Annotated in this window: 14 protein-coding genes; 8 read left to right on the top strand and 6 right to left on the bottom strand. The window is 33.9% G+C overall.

The annotated features are described in order from the left end of the window. Positions 1–196 precede the first annotated feature (196 nt). The 3 genes from hutI (at position 197) to QZ659_RS13565 (ending at position 6,212) form a co-directional block, all read left to right on the top strand. Complete coding sequence (gene hutI, locus QZ659_RS13555) at positions 197–1,474, top strand: imidazolonepropionase (protein ID WP_291726365.1); 1,278 nt, start codon at positions 197–199, stop codon at positions 1,472–1,474. A gap of 68 nt (positions 1,475–1,542) precedes the next feature. Beyond that, positions 1,543–2,133, top strand: coding sequence for a YigZ family protein (locus tag QZ659_RS13560; RefSeq protein WP_291726366.1), 591 nt, complete (start codon positions 1,543–1,545; stop codon positions 2,131–2,133). A gap of 104 nt (positions 2,134–2,237) precedes the next feature. Further along, a complete protein-coding gene (locus QZ659_RS13565; RefSeq protein WP_291726367.1) occupies positions 2,238–6,212 on the top strand; it encodes a two-component regulator propeller domain-containing protein in 3,975 nt (1,324 codons plus the stop codon). Positions 6,213–6,216: 4 nt separating this feature from the next. Here the strand turns inward: QZ659_RS13565 and QZ659_RS13570 are convergent, their stop codons facing one another. From QZ659_RS13570 to QZ659_RS13585, 4 genes are all read right to left on the bottom strand, one after another. Beyond that, positions 6,217–6,900: a DUF4159 domain-containing protein gene (locus QZ659_RS13570; protein ID WP_291726368.1), complete on the bottom strand. Its 684-nt coding sequence runs from the start codon at positions 6,898–6,900 to the stop codon at positions 6,217–6,219. 3 nt (positions 6,901–6,903) lie between these two features. Further along, on the bottom strand, positions 6,904–8,301 hold the full coding sequence (locus QZ659_RS13575; RefSeq protein ID WP_291726369.1) for an aminotransferase class V-fold PLP-dependent enzyme: 1,398 nt from the start codon (positions 8,299–8,301) through the stop codon (positions 6,904–6,906). 104 nt (positions 8,302–8,405) lie between these two features. Next, entirely contained in the window at positions 8,406–9,155 is a 750-nt protein-coding gene (locus QZ659_RS13580; protein WP_291726370.1) for an RsmE family RNA methyltransferase, read from the bottom strand. A gap of 131 nt (positions 9,156–9,286) precedes the next feature. Next, entirely contained in the window at positions 9,287–9,877 is a 591-nt protein-coding gene (locus tag QZ659_RS13585) for a hypothetical protein (protein ID WP_291726371.1), read from the bottom strand. Positions 9,878–10,061: 184 nt separating this feature from the next. On the opposite strand from QZ659_RS13585, the gene QZ659_RS13590 reads away from it, so the two are divergent. Next, a complete protein-coding gene (locus tag QZ659_RS13590; RefSeq protein WP_291726372.1) occupies positions 10,062–10,733 on the top strand; it encodes a phosphatidylserine decarboxylase family protein in 672 nt (223 codons plus the stop codon). Between the two features lie 64 nt (positions 10,734–10,797). Here QZ659_RS13590 and QZ659_RS13595 read toward each other — a convergent pair whose 3' ends face one another. After that, entirely contained in the window at positions 10,798–11,100 is a 303-nt protein-coding gene (locus QZ659_RS13595) for a hypothetical protein (protein ID WP_291726373.1), read from the bottom strand. 225 nt (positions 11,101–11,325) lie between these two features. Here QZ659_RS13595 and QZ659_RS13600 point away from each other — a divergent pair, with 225 nt between their 5' ends. Further along, a complete protein-coding gene (locus QZ659_RS13600; RefSeq protein ID WP_291726374.1) occupies positions 11,326–11,937 on the top strand; it encodes a hypothetical protein in 612 nt (203 codons plus the stop codon). 181 nt (positions 11,938–12,118) lie between these two features. Then, on the top strand, positions 12,119–12,748 hold the full coding sequence (locus QZ659_RS13605) for an OmpH family outer membrane protein (RefSeq protein ID WP_291726375.1): 630 nt from the start codon (positions 12,119–12,121) through the stop codon (positions 12,746–12,748). Positions 12,749–12,818: 70 nt separating this feature from the next. Here the strand turns inward: QZ659_RS13605 and QZ659_RS13610 are convergent, their stop codons facing one another. Next, entirely contained in the window at positions 12,819–16,748 is a 3,930-nt protein-coding gene (locus QZ659_RS13610; protein WP_291726376.1) for a two-component regulator propeller domain-containing protein, read from the bottom strand. Between the two features lie 151 nt (positions 16,749–16,899). Here QZ659_RS13610 and ubiE point away from each other — a divergent pair, with 151 nt between their 5' ends. Next, complete coding sequence (ubiE, locus tag QZ659_RS13615; protein WP_291726377.1) at positions 16,900–17,625, top strand: bifunctional demethylmenaquinone methyltransferase/2-methoxy-6-polyprenyl-1,4-benzoquinol methylase UbiE; 726 nt, start codon at positions 16,900–16,902, stop codon at positions 17,623–17,625. 77 nt (positions 17,626–17,702) lie between these two features. Continuing rightward, positions 17,703–18,485 (top strand): porin family protein, encoded by a 783-nt coding sequence (locus QZ659_RS13620; RefSeq protein ID WP_291726378.1) that lies wholly within the window; start codon positions 17,703–17,705, stop codon positions 18,483–18,485.

Raw genomic sequence — 18,485 nt, forward strand, 5'->3', positions numbered from 1 at the left:
TTAATTTCACAAAAAAGCAATTTTTGATAGTTTAGATACCCAAGACTGCAAAAGGTTTAGAGTTGGTTTAAATTTTTGTTTTACTAGCGAAATATGGCAAAAGAACTAAGACAAAATATAATCTTAACCTAGAATAATATAGTTTTTGTATTTTTGTAATAATCATTCACCAAAACACGAAACCATTATTCAGTCCATGAAAAATATCTTATTCCTAAATATCAAATCATTAGTTCAAGTAGAAGACAAAGAACCCCCTGCTTTTCGTGCAGGAAAAGATATGCAAGACTTGCCAAGCATAGAAAATGCTTTTTTGTTTGTAGAAAATGGAAAAGTAAAAGAGTTTGGCAGAATGCAAGACCTAAACGATGAGCAAAAATCAGTTTGGTTAGATTCTTCTAGTATTGAAAAAATAGATGCGACAGGAAAATTTATCTTGCCTTCTTTTGTAGATTCGCACACACATATCGTCTATGCAGGCAGCAGAGAAAAGGAATTTGAAGACCGAATAAACGGACTTACTTACGAACAAATCGCTCAAAACGGAGGAGGAATCCTCAATTCTGCCAAAAGATTACAACAAACATCAGAAGACGAACTCTATCACGCTGCAAAAGCAAGATTATTCGAAATGATAGGTTTTGGAACAGGAGCAGCCGAAATAAAAAGTGGCTATGGCTTAACGGTAGAAGACGAGATAAAAATGCTTCGTGTCATCCAAAAGCTCAAAGAAATTTCTCCTATCGAAATAAAATCTACCTTCTTAGGCGCACATGCCTTTCCAAAAGAAATTTCAAGAGAAAAATATATGAGTTTGCTCGTCGATGAAATGATTCCACAAGTAGCTCAAGAAAATTTAGCTGATTATTGCGATGTTTTTTGTGATAGAGGATTTTTCACAGTAGAAGAAACAGATAAAATCTTGAACGTAGCCACAAAATACGGCTTAAAAGCTAAACTACATGCCAACGAACTAGACACTTCTGGAGGTGTTCAGATAGGCGTAAAACATGGCGCACGAAGCGTCGACCACTTGGAACACATGGGAGAAAGTGAAATCAACTCACTTTTGAGTTCTGCCAAAGCTGGAAACCTCACAATGCCAACCCTTTTGCCTAGTACAGCCTTTTTCTTGCGCTTGGAATATGCACCAGCCAGAAAACTGATTGAAAGTGGCTTGCCTGTTTCTCTTGCCACAGACTATAACCCAGGGAGTTCGCCTTCTGGAAATATGCCTTTTGTACTTTCGCTTGCTTGTATTCACATGCAAATGAGTCCAGAAGAAGCTATTAACGCTGCCACGCTCAATGCTGCCTATGCCATAGAATTAGAAAAAACACATGGTATAATTCGTAAAAATGCAGATGCTAATTTTATTCTGACTAAAAATATGCCTTCACTAGCATTCTTGCCGTATTCTTTTGGAAGTCATCTGATTGAAAGTGTGTTTGTAAGAGGAGAAAAACAAAATTAGATTTAAGAGTTTAGAATTCAGATTTTCACCTTATTTCTATTCTAAAATCAACACTCTAAATTCATTCAATGGATACGTTCTTAACCATAAAACAACCCTCCGAAGGAGAATACAAAGAAAAAGGAAGTAAATTTATTGCTCACGCTTTCCAAGTCAAGACGGAAGACGAGGTAAAAGAGCGCTTAGAAGAACTCCGAAAAAAATACTATGACGCTCGCCATCATTGTTATGCCTACCAACTAGGACAGGATGGAGAACTATGGCGAGCAAACGACGACGGAGAGCCTAACCACTCAGCAGGAACGCCTATTCTCAACCAAATCAAATCTTTTAATGTTACGGATGTTTTGGTAGTAGTGATTCGCTACTTTGGAGGAACAAAATTAGGCGTAAGTGGGCTCATAAACGCTTATAAAACAGCCACACAAGAAGCCCTAGAAAATGCAGAGATTGAGGAAAAAATTATCACAAAAATTATCTCTTTTTCCTTTGATTATTTGGGAATGAATGATGTTATGAGACTAATAAAAGAGTATGATTTGGAAATCGTAGAACAGGAATTTACGAATACTTGCCAGATGAAACTCTCTGTTCGTTTAGCCATTTTAGAAGAAGTTGAAGCAAAGCTAAACGACATAAAAGAAGTGAAAATGGATTAAATCAAAATTATATTCTATTTTTAATAGATTTACTGTAAGTTAATTTGTTATCGCACCAACAATCGATTATATTTAATATACTTACACTTATGAAATAGAATTATATGATTAGATACATTTTTTTAATTGCTCTATTTTTAATTTTTAATCTTGGTTTAGCTCAAAACACATCAACAAATACTCCTTCTTCAAAAACATTAAAAGTAGAAGCAAGAAATATCCAAAATGGTCTATCACAAAGCACAGTCAATGATGTTTTGGAAGATAGAGATGGTTTTGTGTGGATTGCAACAGACGACGGACTAAATCGTTATGACGGACAAAAATTTACAATTTATAAGCATATTCGTAGCGATTCGACGACCATCCCAGATAACGAAATCAAAAAGCTCTATGAAGATTCGACAGGCAAGATTTGGATAGGGACAGTAAGTGGACTCTGTATGTATGACAAAAATACAAATCAGTTTAAAACCTACCGTAGCCACCCAGAAAAGCCAAATACTCTTGTTCATAATTATATTACTGCTATCAAAGAAGATGGTAATTTTCTTTGGATAGGAACACAAAAAGGACTTAGCAAGTTTGACACACAAAAAGGACTATTTACAAACTACATAGCTAAAGCTGAAAATAATTTGTTGTTGGCAAGCAATGAGATTAGTAGTTTATTAATAGACCATCAAAACCAACTTTGGATAGGAACTTCAAAAGGCTTAAATGTTTGGTCAGCAGATAGAAAACCAAAAAGTTTATATGGTCATGCTTCACAAAAAAACACCAATACGATTTTAGGAAATAGAATTACTGATATTTTTCAAGATAAAAGTAATAGAATATGGGTAGGTACTCGCAGTTGCACACATCTTTATAATTTTGAAGAAGATAATTTTCAGCGTTTTTTACTTCCAAACAAAAAACAATATTCAGTTTACAAAATTATTGAAACCGAAGAAGGCGAAATTTGGGCAGCCTCTAATGAGATTATTTACAGTATTTTTCCTTCATCTAAATACCCTGTGATTCCTTATTATATATCAGTTTCTGAAATAGGCATTGTCCAAACTATTTATTCTACTAAAAATGGAACAGTTTGGATAGGAACTAGAGATGCTGGAATTTTGAAATATAACCATTTAGCAAATCGTTTTCAATTATACAAAGCTGAAAGAGGCAACAAAAACTCCTTAAAAGATAAGAATATATGGTCTGTTCTGAAAGACAAAAAGGGAATGGTTTGGGTAGGTACAGATGAAGCTGTTACAAGAATAGATAGGCAAGACACTACTGCCAAAAATCAGACTTCTTATTACAATATTTTGGAGGGAAACAAAATCACAGACTATCAAGGCGAAGGAGCTTACTCCATTGCACAGACAAAAGGAGGAGAATTATGGTTTGTTGTGGGTTCTATTATCTCAAAAATGAGCGATTTTTCAAAAGAAAAAGGAGCAACATTTATATCTCTTCTACCCAATGACAAAGATTCTACTTCTGTCCAGACTACACTTTTATATATTCTTCAAGATTCGAAAAATACCCTTTGGATAGCTAGTTTTGAAGGAATTTATGAGCTTATTCCTACAACTATTTCCAAAGAAAATCAATTAGGATATACTACAAAGGTCTATTTGAAAGATACTGAAGTGTGGCACATTTTTGAAGATTCTGAAAAGACACTTTGGCTAAGTACAAATAAAGGAATAGCCAAAATGACTAGAAATGAAGGCGATACTGATTTTGTTTTTTATACTTCAGACATCACAGACACAACTTCCATAAGCAGCAATACTATTCGTTCGATTACAGAAGATTCGAAGGGAAATTTATGGATAGGAACAACCAATGGTCTGAATAAAATGGACAAAAAAACAGGAAAATTTCTGCATTGGGGAGAACGAAACGAACTAGCCAACTACGCCATCTATGGAATTTTAGCTGATGAAGAGGACAACCTTTGGTTCAGCACAAACAGAGGACTTTTTAAATTTCTTAACGATGAAAAAAGTCAAAAGCTGCCTGATGATAGGCGCATAATTGTCTATGATACAAGAGATGGTTTACAAAGTTTGGAATTTAATACAGGAGCTTTTTATAGAGCAGACGACGGAGAAATGTTTTTTGGAGGCATAGAAGGGTTAAATTCATTTTATCCAAAAGATATTCAAGCCAATACAGAAAAGCGAAACGTTATCTTGACTGGACTAAAAGTCTTTGGAGAACAAATAAAAGTAAATCAAGAAAAAAATGGACGGGTATTGCTACCTAAAGCATTACAAAACCTAGATAAATTAAAACTTACTTATGAAGACAAAATTATCACCTTAGAGTTTGTCTCTCCTAATTTTAATAAACCCGAATATGATACTTATCTTTATAAACTAGAGGGTTTCGATAAGGCATGGAATAAAACAAAAGAGATTAGACAAGCCACTTATACCAACCTTCCAGCAGGAAATTATACCTTCAAAGTAAAAGTTATTAATGGAGACAATACAGAAAGCGAAGAAAAAACACTATTATTGAGTGTTTCTCCCCCTTTTTGGAAAACTTGGTGGTTTATTTCGCTTTGTGCAGTATTAGTATTGGGCGTATCCATAGGTTTTTATAGGCATAGAATGAAGACTGTTCGCATACAAAACGAGAAGTTAGAAAAATTAGTAAACCAAAGAACAGTTCAACTCAAAGAAAAAAATGAAGAAGTAAATCAGCAAAACGAAGAAATCTTACAACAAAACGAACGCTTAGAAGAACAACAAAGGTTGGTAAAACGAGCTTACAAAAATGTAAGTCTTTTGAGTGAAGTAGGAAAGCAAATCACATCACACCTTTCAGTAGAAATAATAACAGAAATGGTTTATGAATCTATCAATGAACTTTTAGATGCTTCTGTTTTTAGTATTGGTATTCACAATAAAGAAGAAAATACACTAGAATTTGTCAATGCAAAAGAAAAGGGAGAAACCTTACCTTTTCATACGACCTCTCTGAATGATGAAAATTTGCCTGCTTACTGCTTCAATAAAAAATCTGAAATTAAAATTGATGACTTACAAAAAGAATACAAAATATATATTCCCAGTCATGAAATAGAAATTATAGAAGGCGAAATACCAGAATCTTTAATTTATGTTCCCATTATTTATAAGGAAGATACCATAGGCGTTCTTACGGTTCAGAGCTTTGAAAAGAGTAGTTATAATGAAAATCATTTGCATATTATTCGAAATGTTGCTGTTTATGCAGCTATTGCCTTAGTCAATGCAAAATCATTCCAACAAATAGAAGAACAAAACAAAGCTATCAGTATTCAAAACCAAAATATTACAGCAAGTATAAATTATGCCAGTCGGATTCAGCGTGCCATGCTTCCTCCAATCAGAGATATTAAAAATGCTTTCAATGAGGCATTTGTTTTTTGGCTGCCTCGTGATGTAGTAAGTGGAGATTTTTACTGGTTTACACAAATGAAAGGAAAAACCTTTATTGCTGCTGTGGACTGCACTGGACATGGCGTTCCGGGGGCATGTATGTCAATGATTGGTAGCGATATGCTCAATCATGTGGTGTTGGGAAAAAAAATTACAGACCCTGCCATAATTTTGTTATATATTCATGAACAAGTATCACTAACCTTACGCCAATCTGAAACCCAAAATCAAGATGGAATGGATATGGCTCTTTGTGTGTATGACCACGACACCAAAATACTATCTTTTGCTGGAGCAAAAAACCCAATGTATTATGTTCAAGACAAAAAAATCAAGCAAATAGCAGGTGCCAAATCTCCTATTGGAGGACGTTGGAATACCGATGAAAATGACAGGATTTTTGAAACCCACACATTACAAATAGAGCAACCCACAACTATTTTCCTTTGTTCTGACGGCTACCAAGACCAATTTGGTGGAAAAAAAGGCAAAAAACTTATGAAGAAGAAAATGAAAAAACTCTTCGTAGAAATAGCTAACCTAGAAGACATTCAGCAGAAAGGAATGCTAGAAGATTACTTCTTCAACTGGAAAGGAAAAGAAGAACAAGTAGATGATGTGCTTGTAATGGGATTTAAAGTGGGATAGTTTTTTATTGAAGCTGCATAAAGGCAAACAAAACCAAATTTGCTCCCATCTTTAAAGCTGCTTGTCGTTTTGCCTCTGGGTCGTTATGAATAGAAGCATCTTCCCAACCGTTTCCTAAATCTGATTCATAGGAATAAAAACACACCAAACGCCCTTCATAAATTAACCCAAAACCTTGCGCTGGTTTTCCATCGTGTTCGTGAATTTTAGGTAAGCCTTCTGGAAATTTATAGTTGATATTATAGACATCATGAGAATAGGGAAGCTCTATAAACTCTAACTCTGGAAATACTTTTTTCATCTCTAAGCGAACGAACTTGTCCAGTCCATAATTATCATCAATGTGTAGAAAACCTCCTCCAATCAGATAATTACGGAGATTTTGGGCTTCGCTAGCTGAAAAAATAACGTTACCATGTCCAGTCATGTGTACAAAAGGATAACTAAAAAGCTCTGCACTTCCTACTTCTACTACTTCCTCATCTTTTGCTATTTGTGTCTTTAGATTTTCGTTACAAAACTCTATCAGATTAGGCAATGAGGTTTTGTTGGCATACCAATCTCCACCTCCATTGTATTTTAGTTTGGCTATTTTATAAGTTGCTGTTGGTTTTGCTATTTTCTTACTTATAAATGAGGATGAAATTACCAAAACACAGAAGAAAAGGAAAGTGATGTATTTTATCATAAATTATTTATTTTGAAATGAATGAACAAAGTCTAAAAACGTATCTATATCTTTCTGAACAGTTGCAATACCTACCGAAACCCTAACAGCACCTCTCATTTTGGCAAAGGCTTCCATCGGGTTTTCACTACTCTCTACGCCTTTTATAATATCTTGAGAAGACAGACTACTATTTATCTCATCTAATCCTGGATTACAAAAACATCCTGTACGAATAGAAATCAAACGCTGATTAGCTAATTGTTCTACTTCCGTAAACGGATAATTGTTGCCATTTTTATCTGAAAAATTCATAATTAATGTTCCTCCTTTATGTTCCTTTTGAAGCGAACCAAATAGACGAACCACATTTTTTCCATTTTGATGTTTTATATTTTGCAATTCTTGGATTAGATGTTGGGTAAGTTCTTCAATTCTTTGAGTAATTCTGTCTATTCCAATTTCTTCTATATAATTTAAGCCTATTTTTATAGCTGGAATATCCAAATAATTTATCGTTCCATCTTCAAAACGCTCGTGTGCAGTACATAAAGAATGACGATTTTCTAAAACAGAAACTAAACTCACCGTTCCCCCAGCAAACCAAGGCTTATAAAGTTTATCAAATTTATCTTTGCGAACAAGCAAACACCCTAAACCAGTTGGATAACCAAAAATTTTATAAAATGACATTGAAACAAAATCTGCTTTTACTTTTTCCAAGTCCAAACGAGAAGTAGGCGCAAAAGCTGCTGCATCTAACAGCACATCCCAACCTTTTTCTTGTGCCTTTTTTACCCAATCCAAATTATGTTTTATCCCTGATACGTTTGATTGTGCAGGAAAGCAAAATAGTTTATTGCTTTTTTCTTGGTGTGCTGAAAGAAGTTCATTCAAACTATTTTCATCAGCATTCAAACTTGGATATTGAATAGGAGCATAAGCTAAACCTCCTCCTCTGCTCTCACAAAAAACTCGTATTCCATTTACCGAATTATGATTATCAGAAAGAAGCAAAAGCTGTCCGTCTTGAAATGGATAACACTCTCCTATGATTTTCAAACTTGCCGAAGCATTTGCTGTAAAAATGCAGTAATAATCTTTAGCATTAAAAAAGTCAATTACTTTCTGGCGAGCCTCTTCTGTCAGAATAGTCGATTTATGAGATGTTGGATTGCTAGAATGAGGATTTCCAAAAACATTTTCTTCTAACAATTCTCTATGTTTTTCTAGTTGAGAAATAGCATACAAATTTCCTCCAGTAAAATCTAAATAGGTCTGCTTGCTCTTATCTAATCTAGCATATTCCTTTTTACGTAAAGCTTCAAAATAAATGTCTAGCTCTGATTTATTAGAAGACATTTTTTCTGTTTTATCTACATTTTTTTTTGTCTTAAACTTGGGAAGTGAAAGGTTGAACATAGTTTTTAGTGTTAGGTGTTGGTTATTAAATGTTAATTTTAGTAAATATACAAAAGTACATTGTTAATATAAAACAACCATCCTAAAGCTATTTTTGACTAGATTTACTTTCTATTCAAACTATTGAGTGCCATACAAGAATAGAGAGCTGCTGTTTCGGTTCTTAGTCTGTATTCTCCTAAGCTAACACACTCAAAACCAGACTGCTGTGCTTGATGTGCTTCTTCTGGAGAAAAACCACCTTCACTTCCTATCAAAACCAAATAGTAGGCATTTTTGGTAGCAGAACTTTCCAATGCTGCCGTTGTATCAGTGGGGGTGTAGGCAATAAAACGCTGTATTTCTAGCGTCTCCTCACCATGTTTTGTTTGGTTTTTTCTATCAGAATGGTATTTTTTTATAAACTCTTTAAATTCTTTAGGAGGATTTATTTTTGGCAATGTAGCACGCAAAGATTGCTTGATAGCTGCAATACTCTTTTTTACCAAACGTTCAGATTTTAGATGATTGTATTCGCTTCGGCTAGTTTCTATAAACGAAATTTCATCTATGCCTACCTCAATCGCTTTTTCTAAAAACCATTCCATTCTTTCTGAACTTTTGGTAGCAGCCACAGCAATATGGATATAAAATGGTCTTTTGGGTTCTGTATCAAAAATTTGAGTAATCTCAATCAAAGAATTTTTTACGTTGGGGGAAATTACTTTTCCCTTCGCCAGTACGCCCTTTCCATTTACAATATCTATAAAATCGCCTTCTTTTGCTCTAAATATTTTGAGGTGTTTTGCTTCTTCCTCTGGGAGTGTAATTTTTTGTCCAAGTTCTAAATCAGGATAGAAAAAATAGGTATCCATATAAATCAGTTAGCAGTTTTCAGTAAACAGTTATCAACAAATAATATGATATATTATTTTTGTAAATCAGACTTGAATAGTTAAGATAATCTGTTTTTAATAAAAAATAATTTTTAAAACTATAAAAAAAACTACTCCTTTACAATCGCTCCAACACACTCTACGGCTTCATTACCTACAAACGATTTCCAAATTTGCTTGTGTGGATTAAAAATAATAGCAAACTGCCAGTCATTAGAGAAAAAACGTTGTTGTGTTCCCATATCTGTTCCCGACATAAAAACAGAAAGATTGTTGGGATGTGTATGATACCAACCAATGATTTGCCATTTTTTCTCTTCGTCTTTGTCTAAAATCTCATCAAACTCATCTAACATTTCCTTCCAAACTTCGTGATCCATTTCTAAGTAAGCAGAACTTCCTCTTGCCTGCTTTCCTGCTAAGGCTTCTTCTACAACGCCATACATTAGATTTTTTTTCTCATCAAAAAAAACTTTTCCTAGCAAAACCCCTCCTTGTTCGACCACATTTTCTTTTGTAGTTTCTCCCCAAGAGATATGCTCAAAAATCTGTTGTATTGCCTTTGGCTTTATATATAACTTTTTGTCCTTTGCATCATTCTTACTCTTTGAGTTGAGAGCAGGCTCAACAAGAAAGGAAGGTTCTGTCTGATTTTCAGGTTTGTAGGCTTCTGAAACGGTATTTATTTTGAATTTTGACAAAATTGAAATCGTTTTTGGTCTATACTTATTTTCAGATAAAAAAATAACTTATCTATTTCTATACAGTTAAAAGTAAGCAATTTTATTGAAAATGCCGTATGTTTGTATTAATTTTTTTCAAATAAGACTTTAGTTAGTTTCCAAAAATAAACACGTATAAAATTCACTCAAATCTACCTGCAATATGAAAATTCATAAAGAAGGCTATCCTAGTCTGCTGATTGTTACTATTTTTGCTGCCATTGTTATTGGTGCAGGCTATTATTTTTCAAGCTCCTTTTCCAATCCTCAACTCATTGAAGCGATTGCTGTCGTGATTGGAGTTGCTTTTTTTCTGATTGTCCTCCAGTTTTTTAGAAATCCTCATGTAGAAATAGAACGCAATGAAAAGCATATCATTGCCCCTGCTGACGGAAAAGTTGTTGTTATTGAAGAAGTAGAGGAAACAGAATATTTCAACGACAAGCGTCGTCAGATTTCAATTTTTATGTCGCCTATAAATGTACACGTCAATCGTAACCCTTTGTCTGGTGTGGTTTCTTATTTCAAATATCACCCAGGGAAATATTTGGTAGCGTGGCATCCGAAAGCAAGTACAGACAACGAACGCACAACTGTTGTGGTAAAACAGCCAGAAACAAATACAGAAATTTTGTTCCGTCAGATTGCTGGCGCACTTGCTCGTCGTATCTGTTGGTATGTCAAGGAAGGGCAGCCTGTTGTGCAAGGAAATGAGTTTGGCTTTATTAAGTTTGGCTCTCGTGTAGATATTTTTGTTCCCTTAGATGCTCAAATCAATGTAGATTTAGAGCAAAAAACTAAAGGAGGAAAAACAGTTATCGCTACTTTGAAATAATTTTTTTTCTGCCCTTATGAAAAATGGTAAAAGCCAACATTATTTATTTTAATGTTTGGCTTTTTTATTCTACAGAATAAGCTGCTCCCCCAAAATTTTCACCTTCAGTAACTAAAACATTATTTTCTAGTCTGATTTTTCTTCCTAACGAAATACCATTTTTATCTTTATCAATAATAGAACTTGAATCCAAATCTTCGTATTTCAGGAAAGCATCTTTCATAGCCATAAGATATGCACCTCTTATTCCAGCCCAACCTTTATTGCCTACCTCTCTATTAAAATCTTTAATTAGCTCCGATAGTGTTTTATTATCAAACTCTTCTAAAAACTCCTTATACATTTTTTCCAAAAACTCACTTGCCATAATAGTATTTTTTTAAAATAAATAAAATAGTTCCATTATTAACTACGTAATTATAATGTAAAAAGTTTATAGAGAGATTTTAATTTATCTATGATAAAACTTATGAAGTCACCTTACTTTTAAATATTCTCAAATCAATTTGATAAGAGTTTATTTTTTAAGAATTTTGCACCTTCAATAAAAAATTATTTTTATTCTAACAAACACCAATTAAAGGTAATACCAATGAAAAAAATTAAATCTATTTACATATTATTCGTTTTTGCAGCCATTAGTTCTTATGGCTTTTGGGCTTGCACAGGAACAGGCTCTGAAACAACATCAGAAACAGATGCAACAAAAGTAGAGGAAGTAGAAGAACCTGACACTCGTCCTGCATCTGCTGCCTCAGATACGAGCTTCTATATCAAAGCTACTATCAATGAAAAGGAATATGTTTTCAATTATACAGGACTTGATAACAAACCAAGTTACAACCTCAAGAAAGATAATCTATTCAGAATAGAACGTTGTGCTGACGACCACTGCAAGGAAAATCTTTATATTCAAGCTGTTAATTTTGATATGAATCAAGAAGCTCCTTTTACACTTACAGAAACAAGTGAAGAAGGTAAAGTAAAAGATATTATTTTCAACTTTACTATCACAAACAATAAAGGAAAATATAAAAACCAATGGCAAGATAATGGTGGTTTTGAAATGACTATTGAAAAGATTGAGGGAGATATTTATGAAGGCACTTTTAAAGGAAAAGTATTGGAACAAAACACAAAAGGCATATCTGATGTAGTAGGTTCTTTCCGTATAAAAATGGTGGTTAGAAAGCCTGTTGCATAAACCCAACCTCTTATTTCTACTGAAAAACATAGCTTAGATGGAGTTATCTATAAATTTCTCTTATCTTTGTGCCTTTGTTAAAAAAAATAACTTGAAGTTTGACCATAAACGAGGTTTTAGAGCCATAGTTTAGGGAAAACTTCTTAAATAAGTTTTCTCAATCTTATAATTTCAAAATACAATGAAAAGTAGATTCAATAAAACATTCTACCTTGTTCTTTCACTTATTGTTTCTTTTGTAGCTTTTACTGGATGTCAGCCACAGCAGTCTAAAAATGCAAATGCTTCTACAACAACTTCAAACGCTTCTAGTTCTTCTAATGGCGATATTGCCTACATCAATATTGATACACTTACAGTTTATTATGATTTTTATATTGATGTAAAAGAACGTACAGAAAGAACTCAAAAAGAAGCTAGCAGACAACTTCAACAACAAGAAATTGCCTTACAAAGCAAAGCAGAAAGTTTCCAAAAACGTGCTTCTCAAGGTCTTTTATCTGAAAATGCAGCTAAAAAAGAACAGCAAGACCTTCAAACAGAGTATCAAATGTTAGAAAGACAAAAAGCCTCTAAATCAGAAGCTCTTATCTTGCAAAACGAAAAAGATATGGACGAAATTTTTGCAAATATTGAAGAGGTATTAGAAGAATATAAAGCAGAAAAAGGATACAAAGTAGTTTTGGGAACTCAAAAAGGAGCTGCTACTATTCTTTACGCTGACAAAAATTTAGACATTACTAAACCAGTATTAGACCTTTTGAATGCAAAATACAAGGCTGAAAAAGATAGTGCAGAAACTGCTAACTAATTTATAGTTCTTCTTCTAGAAAAACATAAAAAACAGTCTATTGAATTTGATAGACTGTTTTTTTATTGTTTTACTCCACCTTCACTCCCACCACTAAAATATCATCCGTCTGTTTCAAATCTCCCTTCCACATCTCTAATGCTGTTTGTAGTTTTTCCTCTTGCTCTTGGCAGGTCAGATAATGATATTCCAGCAAAAATTCTCTAAAGCGACGACTCATAAACTTCTTGTTTTCTTCTCCTCCAAACTGGTCTGGAAAACCATCACTATACAAATAAAACATATCGTCTTTTTGATAATGAATGGTGTGCGTTTCAAAGTTTTTTTCTTGAAAAGTTTTTTTCTTAGTTGCCATATTTCCAATCGGATAACGGCTGGCTTTTATCCTCTGTATCTCATTATTTCTAATCAAACACAAATCTAGCTTTGCAGCAGCATAATTCAATATTTTTTTCTTTTTATCAACACTAAAAATGCCGATGTCCATTCCGTCTTTCCTTTTCGCATCACCAGCAAAGGTTTCTTCTAGTTTTTTATCTAAAAGCGTCAGTATTTCGGCTGGGTCTTCTACTCCACTTTCCCTAACAATTTGATTTAAAATGGAATTTGTCATGACAGTCATAAATGCCCCTGGAACACCGTGTCCAGTACAATCAATGGCAGCGAGTGTCAATACTCCTGTATTTTTATTTTTATAAAACCAATAAAAATCCCCACTTACTACATCACGAGGACGATAAAAAACAAAAGCATCTTCAAAATTAGATTTTATTGCAATTGGATTTGTCAAGATAGCTTGCTGAATACGGAAAGCATATTGAATGCTATCTGAAAGATGCCCTACTGTCTCTTGTAGAGCTTCCTTTTGCAGATGTACTTCTCTATATGCCCTTGCTTTTAGAAAAGAAGAAACTGCATGTTCGGTAAAACGCTGCAACTGACGAGATTCTGTTAAAGAAAAAGAACGCTCTTCATCAAAATCAAAGACCAAAATCGCCTCTGGAAAATTTCCTATCAGAACAGGAATCACTAACGAAAAACGAGGCGTATAGGGAGAAAGCAAATATTCTCTGTCTGTTGGATAGACTTTATAAAAATAGCGAGCCAACGGAACACCCCATTTAAAATAATTGATAACTCTATCGAAAGAAAGTTTTTCAGGCAGACGATGCGTATAACCATGTGGAACAGCTACGTGAAAATCATCCTCTTGGTAGTATAAAAAATAGCCTTTTTCAGTTCCTCTAATGAGCGTTAGGGCTTGCTCTAAAAGCGTATTCAATACATTTTCAAAGGTTACTTGCTGATTGATACTTGCCACAATTCTGTCTATGGCAGCTAGTTCAGAGGCTTGGCTTTGTGTTTGAGCCGTTTGAAGAAGCAGAGCTTCTGTTCGGCTTTCTACCAACTCTTCTAATCGTCTGTGTTGGTCTTTAATTATTCCTGCTCGCCATTTATAGATAAAAAAGGCAATGAGCCCCATCACAACCATAAGTCCTAACCAAAACCATAAAATTTGTGTCAGTTTGGGTTGTATTTTAAAGGCAAAACTTGTTCCTTCTTCATTCCAGACACCATCGCTATTGGCTGCTTTTACTTGAAAAATATACTCTTTAGGAGGCAAGTCTCCATAGAAAACAGTTCTTTTATCTGTCAAACGCCATTCCTTGTCATAGCCTTCTAATTTATATTTGTAAAGTGTTTTTTGAGGTGCAACAAAGGTAAGAGCATCAAAATGAATTTCTAAACTGTTCAGATGAGAAGGAAAAACAACTCTTCCCTTTCGGTCGGTATCTTTGTTTATCCAACTTCGTCCATTTTCATCAAAAATATTTTCTACAATTACGTTTGGAGATGGCAAAAGACTGTAAAGTGTAGTATAATTGAAAGAAGCAATGCCCTGCGCTGTCGGAATCCATACATGTCCGTTGTTATCTGTTGTTATGGCAGGATAAGAGAGAGATGCACAATCACTACTACGCAACCCATCGTTTTCATCATAAGAAATGATATTCAAAACATCTGTTTTTTGAGCTGTCCAATTTCTAAAATTCTCATTTGAAACTGTCCAAACACCATCATTGCTCGTAAACCACCATGTCGAACTTACTTTCAAGATAGAATGAATCGCATCACTAGACCAATGGCTAGTCGATTTGGGTGTGGTTATTTTTCCATTGCTGTAAGTAGAAATTCCGTTTTTAGTTCCGATATACACTACATTATCAAAAGGGTCTTGATAAAGACTCAAAACTAAGTTATCAGCTAATCCGTCTTGTGTAGTAAAAGAAAAAAACGAAGGAGGTTCGTTATTCTCCAAATAAGGATTATCGATAAGTAAAATACCATTGTCTTCTGTTCCTAATAAAATCTGTCCGTTGTGCATTTCCAAAACACATGTCAAATTATCAGAAGCTAATCCGTTTGAGCTCGTATAATTTTTAAATCTGTCTTTTCCGTTTTTCTGCTCATCTAAAATACTTAATCCTTCTGTGGTAGCAATTAAGAGCTTTTTATCTTGTGCTGTGCTTTTGATTATTGCTCTGACGAAATTCCCTACTAGTCCGTTTTTTGTATCAAAAATAGTTATTCCTTTTGTCTGAAGATTGTATGCTGCCATTCCTCCTCCATACGTCCCTATCCAAAATATAGGCTGATTTGCTTCATTTTTAGTTGCTGTAATGCTTCTAATATGGTTGTGAGGTAATCCATCTTTTATAGACAAATGAGAAAATGTATCATCTTGATTTAATATCGAAATCCCATCACTTTGTGTTCCTATCCAAACTTGACTTTCATTTTTTTCATCAGAATATGTAAAAATACAGTTAGTAAGATTGTCGGAAAGTCCTTCTAAGGTAGAATAAGGTCTGAATTTGCTTTCGTTGAGGCGCAAAAGTCCTCCTCTGTTCATTCCTACCCATAGACTTCCCTCTTTATCTTCAAAAAGTGCTGTAATGCTGTTGCTGGCAAGTCCTTCCTTGGTTGTGAGAGCTTCAAAGGTTTCCAAACTAGGAATATATCGCAAAAGTCCTCCACTATTTGTTCCTATCCAAAGCGAACCTAATTTGTCTATTAGCAATGTATTTATAGTTGCATTTCGGATAAGTTTGTTTTTATATACATTTTCAAATTCAATAATATCATTAAAGTTTTGAAGCTGATGAGTTTCTATATTCCAATATAGAAGTCCGTTGGGTGTTCCGATATAAAGATTATTTTTAGCATCTACTTCTAGGGACAAAATTTGTAAGTCAGGCAACGGAATTGAAATCGGAACTACTTTTCCAGAATCTATATCAAATTTTGCTAATCCTTCGTCTGTTCCTATCCAAAGCGTATTTTGTCCATTTTTTGTATCTTTTAGCAGCGTATTTATTTTCAGATTTTGCAATCCATCTTTTTTTGTATAGTTTCTAAACACATTGCGACGATAACGGCTAAGTCCTTTGGGCGTTCCGACCCAAATACTGTTTTCCCATTCTTCTAAACAAAGAATTGTGTTATTGATTAAGTCTTTTTGGGTATCAAAATTTTTGAAGGTAGAAAAATTGTAGTTGGAAAGCCCTTCGCCATTTGTACCTATCCAAAGTCCGTCTTTGTCTGTATTTTCTATGATAGAAACAAAATTATCTGGAATGCCTTCATTTTTGTTTTTTTCTGCATTGGTAGGAGCAGAAAATATTTTAAACTCAATCCCATCAAATTTTACAAGTCCGTTGTGCGTTCCTATCCAAAGATAACCGTCTTCTGATTGAGTAATGGAAGTAATACTGTTTTGTGGGAGACCATTTTTTTTCTGCCACGTATTTTGACTGTATTGTGTAATTTTTTTTGAGGCAGAAAGAAACGTTTGAGCTTGAGTAGAAAAACCAGCGAAAAACAAACACGTAATAAGAACAAAAGAAATCAAAACAGACAAACAAAACCCTTTTACAGAAGGTAAAACCTTTGAAATATAGAACGAATTAGGGTTATCGGTAAAAAATACTTGTTTCAAAATGGATAAGTTGGTTGTTAGTTTGTCTAAACTAACACAAAATACTACAAATTATTTATAGTTTTCTAATAAATTTAGTTTTGATTCTAGTTTTACGATACCTTAATCGTTAATTTTGCAATCATTTTAAAAACAAGATACAACAAAGATTATGACAGTTATTCCTTATAAAGACCAAACAGCTTCTAAAAAAGACCAAGTAGCACAAATGTTCGACAACATATCGGATAACTACGACCTGCTCAACCGAATTTTGAGTGGGGGAATAGATATTATTTGGAGAAAAAAAGCCATTTCCTATCTCAAAGCCGAACGCCCTCAACTGATGTTAGATGTAGCAACAGGAACAGGAGATTTTGCTATTGAAGCCTACAAAAAGTTAAAGCCTAAAAAAATAGTAGGAGTAGATATTTCGACAGGAATGCTTTCTTTTGGGAGAGAAAAAATTGAAAAATTAGGGCTGCAAAATACTATTGAACTTAAAGTTGGCGATTCTGAAAAATTGCCTTTTGAAGACAATACTTTCGATGCTGTTACCGTTTCTTTTGGAGTACGTAATTTCGAAAACTTAGAAAAAGGACTAGCCGATATTTATAGAGTATTGAAAAAAGGTGGTTCACTTGTTGTACTAGAATTTTCACAACCAGAAGCATTTCCTATCAAGCAGTTTTACTCATTTTATTCAGCACAAATACTTCCAAGAATTGGCAAAACCATTTCTAAGGATACATCTGCTTATACATATCTACCAGAATCTGTTGCTGCTTTTCCTTATGGACAAGATTTTCTAAATATTATGGAAAAGGTAGGTTTTGTGTTTACAAGAGACGAAACGCTTACTTTTGGTATTAGTTCTATTTATTACGGAAAAAAATAAGAACTAATTGTGAATTATAAATTATAAATTATGAATGTAATACATCAAACTGTATTGCATTCTTCTTTACTTTCACTATGAAACTCAAACAAAAAAATATATTCTATGCTGCTTTTGCAGTTTTGTTAGTTACACTTTTTTTCTTTGGCAACATTTCTTCTGTTTCTGCTCAGAAAACCAATAAGAAAAAGCCTGTCAATCAAGACAAAAAACTAAAGGATAAGAGTTTGAATATGCCTTATTACGATTCTAAGCCTTTACATTATGGTTTTATTTTGGGAATGCACTATGCCAAACTTAGAATAAACTATTCTGACCATTTTGCCGAAAATGGAGATACGACGGTTGCTCTTTTGCCACAACGTACCTTTAGTAATTTTGCTGTTGGAATGATTATAGATTTGCCATTATCAGAACAATGGAATTTTCGCTTTACACCAACAGTAGGTTTGTACGAATACAGTGTTACACACAAGCTTTTAGAACGTTCGACAGGAAAATACATTGATACAAAAGTTCCTGTAGAAAGTGTGTTTTTTGACTTTCCTATCTTGATGAAATATAAATCACTACGAAGAAATAACAATCGATTGTATATGGTAGGTGGAATTGTACCAAGTATTAAAGTAGGAGGGCGAAAGCAGCGAAACAACAAAGAAGCCTTTGGAATGGAAGATTATAATTTGGAAGTTACCTACGGCTTAGGCTGGGACCATTATTTTAGCTTTTTCAAATTTGCGCCTGAAGTTCGTTTCACACACGGAATTGCTAATATGAATCTTCGAAATCAGAGTATTTATTTTAGAAATATAGACCGAATGACAACACATAAAATTTCCCTGCTATTTCACTTTGAATAA

This window comes from Bernardetia sp. (assembly GCF_020630935.1).
Lineage (GTDB): Bacteria > Bacteroidota > Bacteroidia > Cytophagales > Bernardetiaceae > Bernardetia.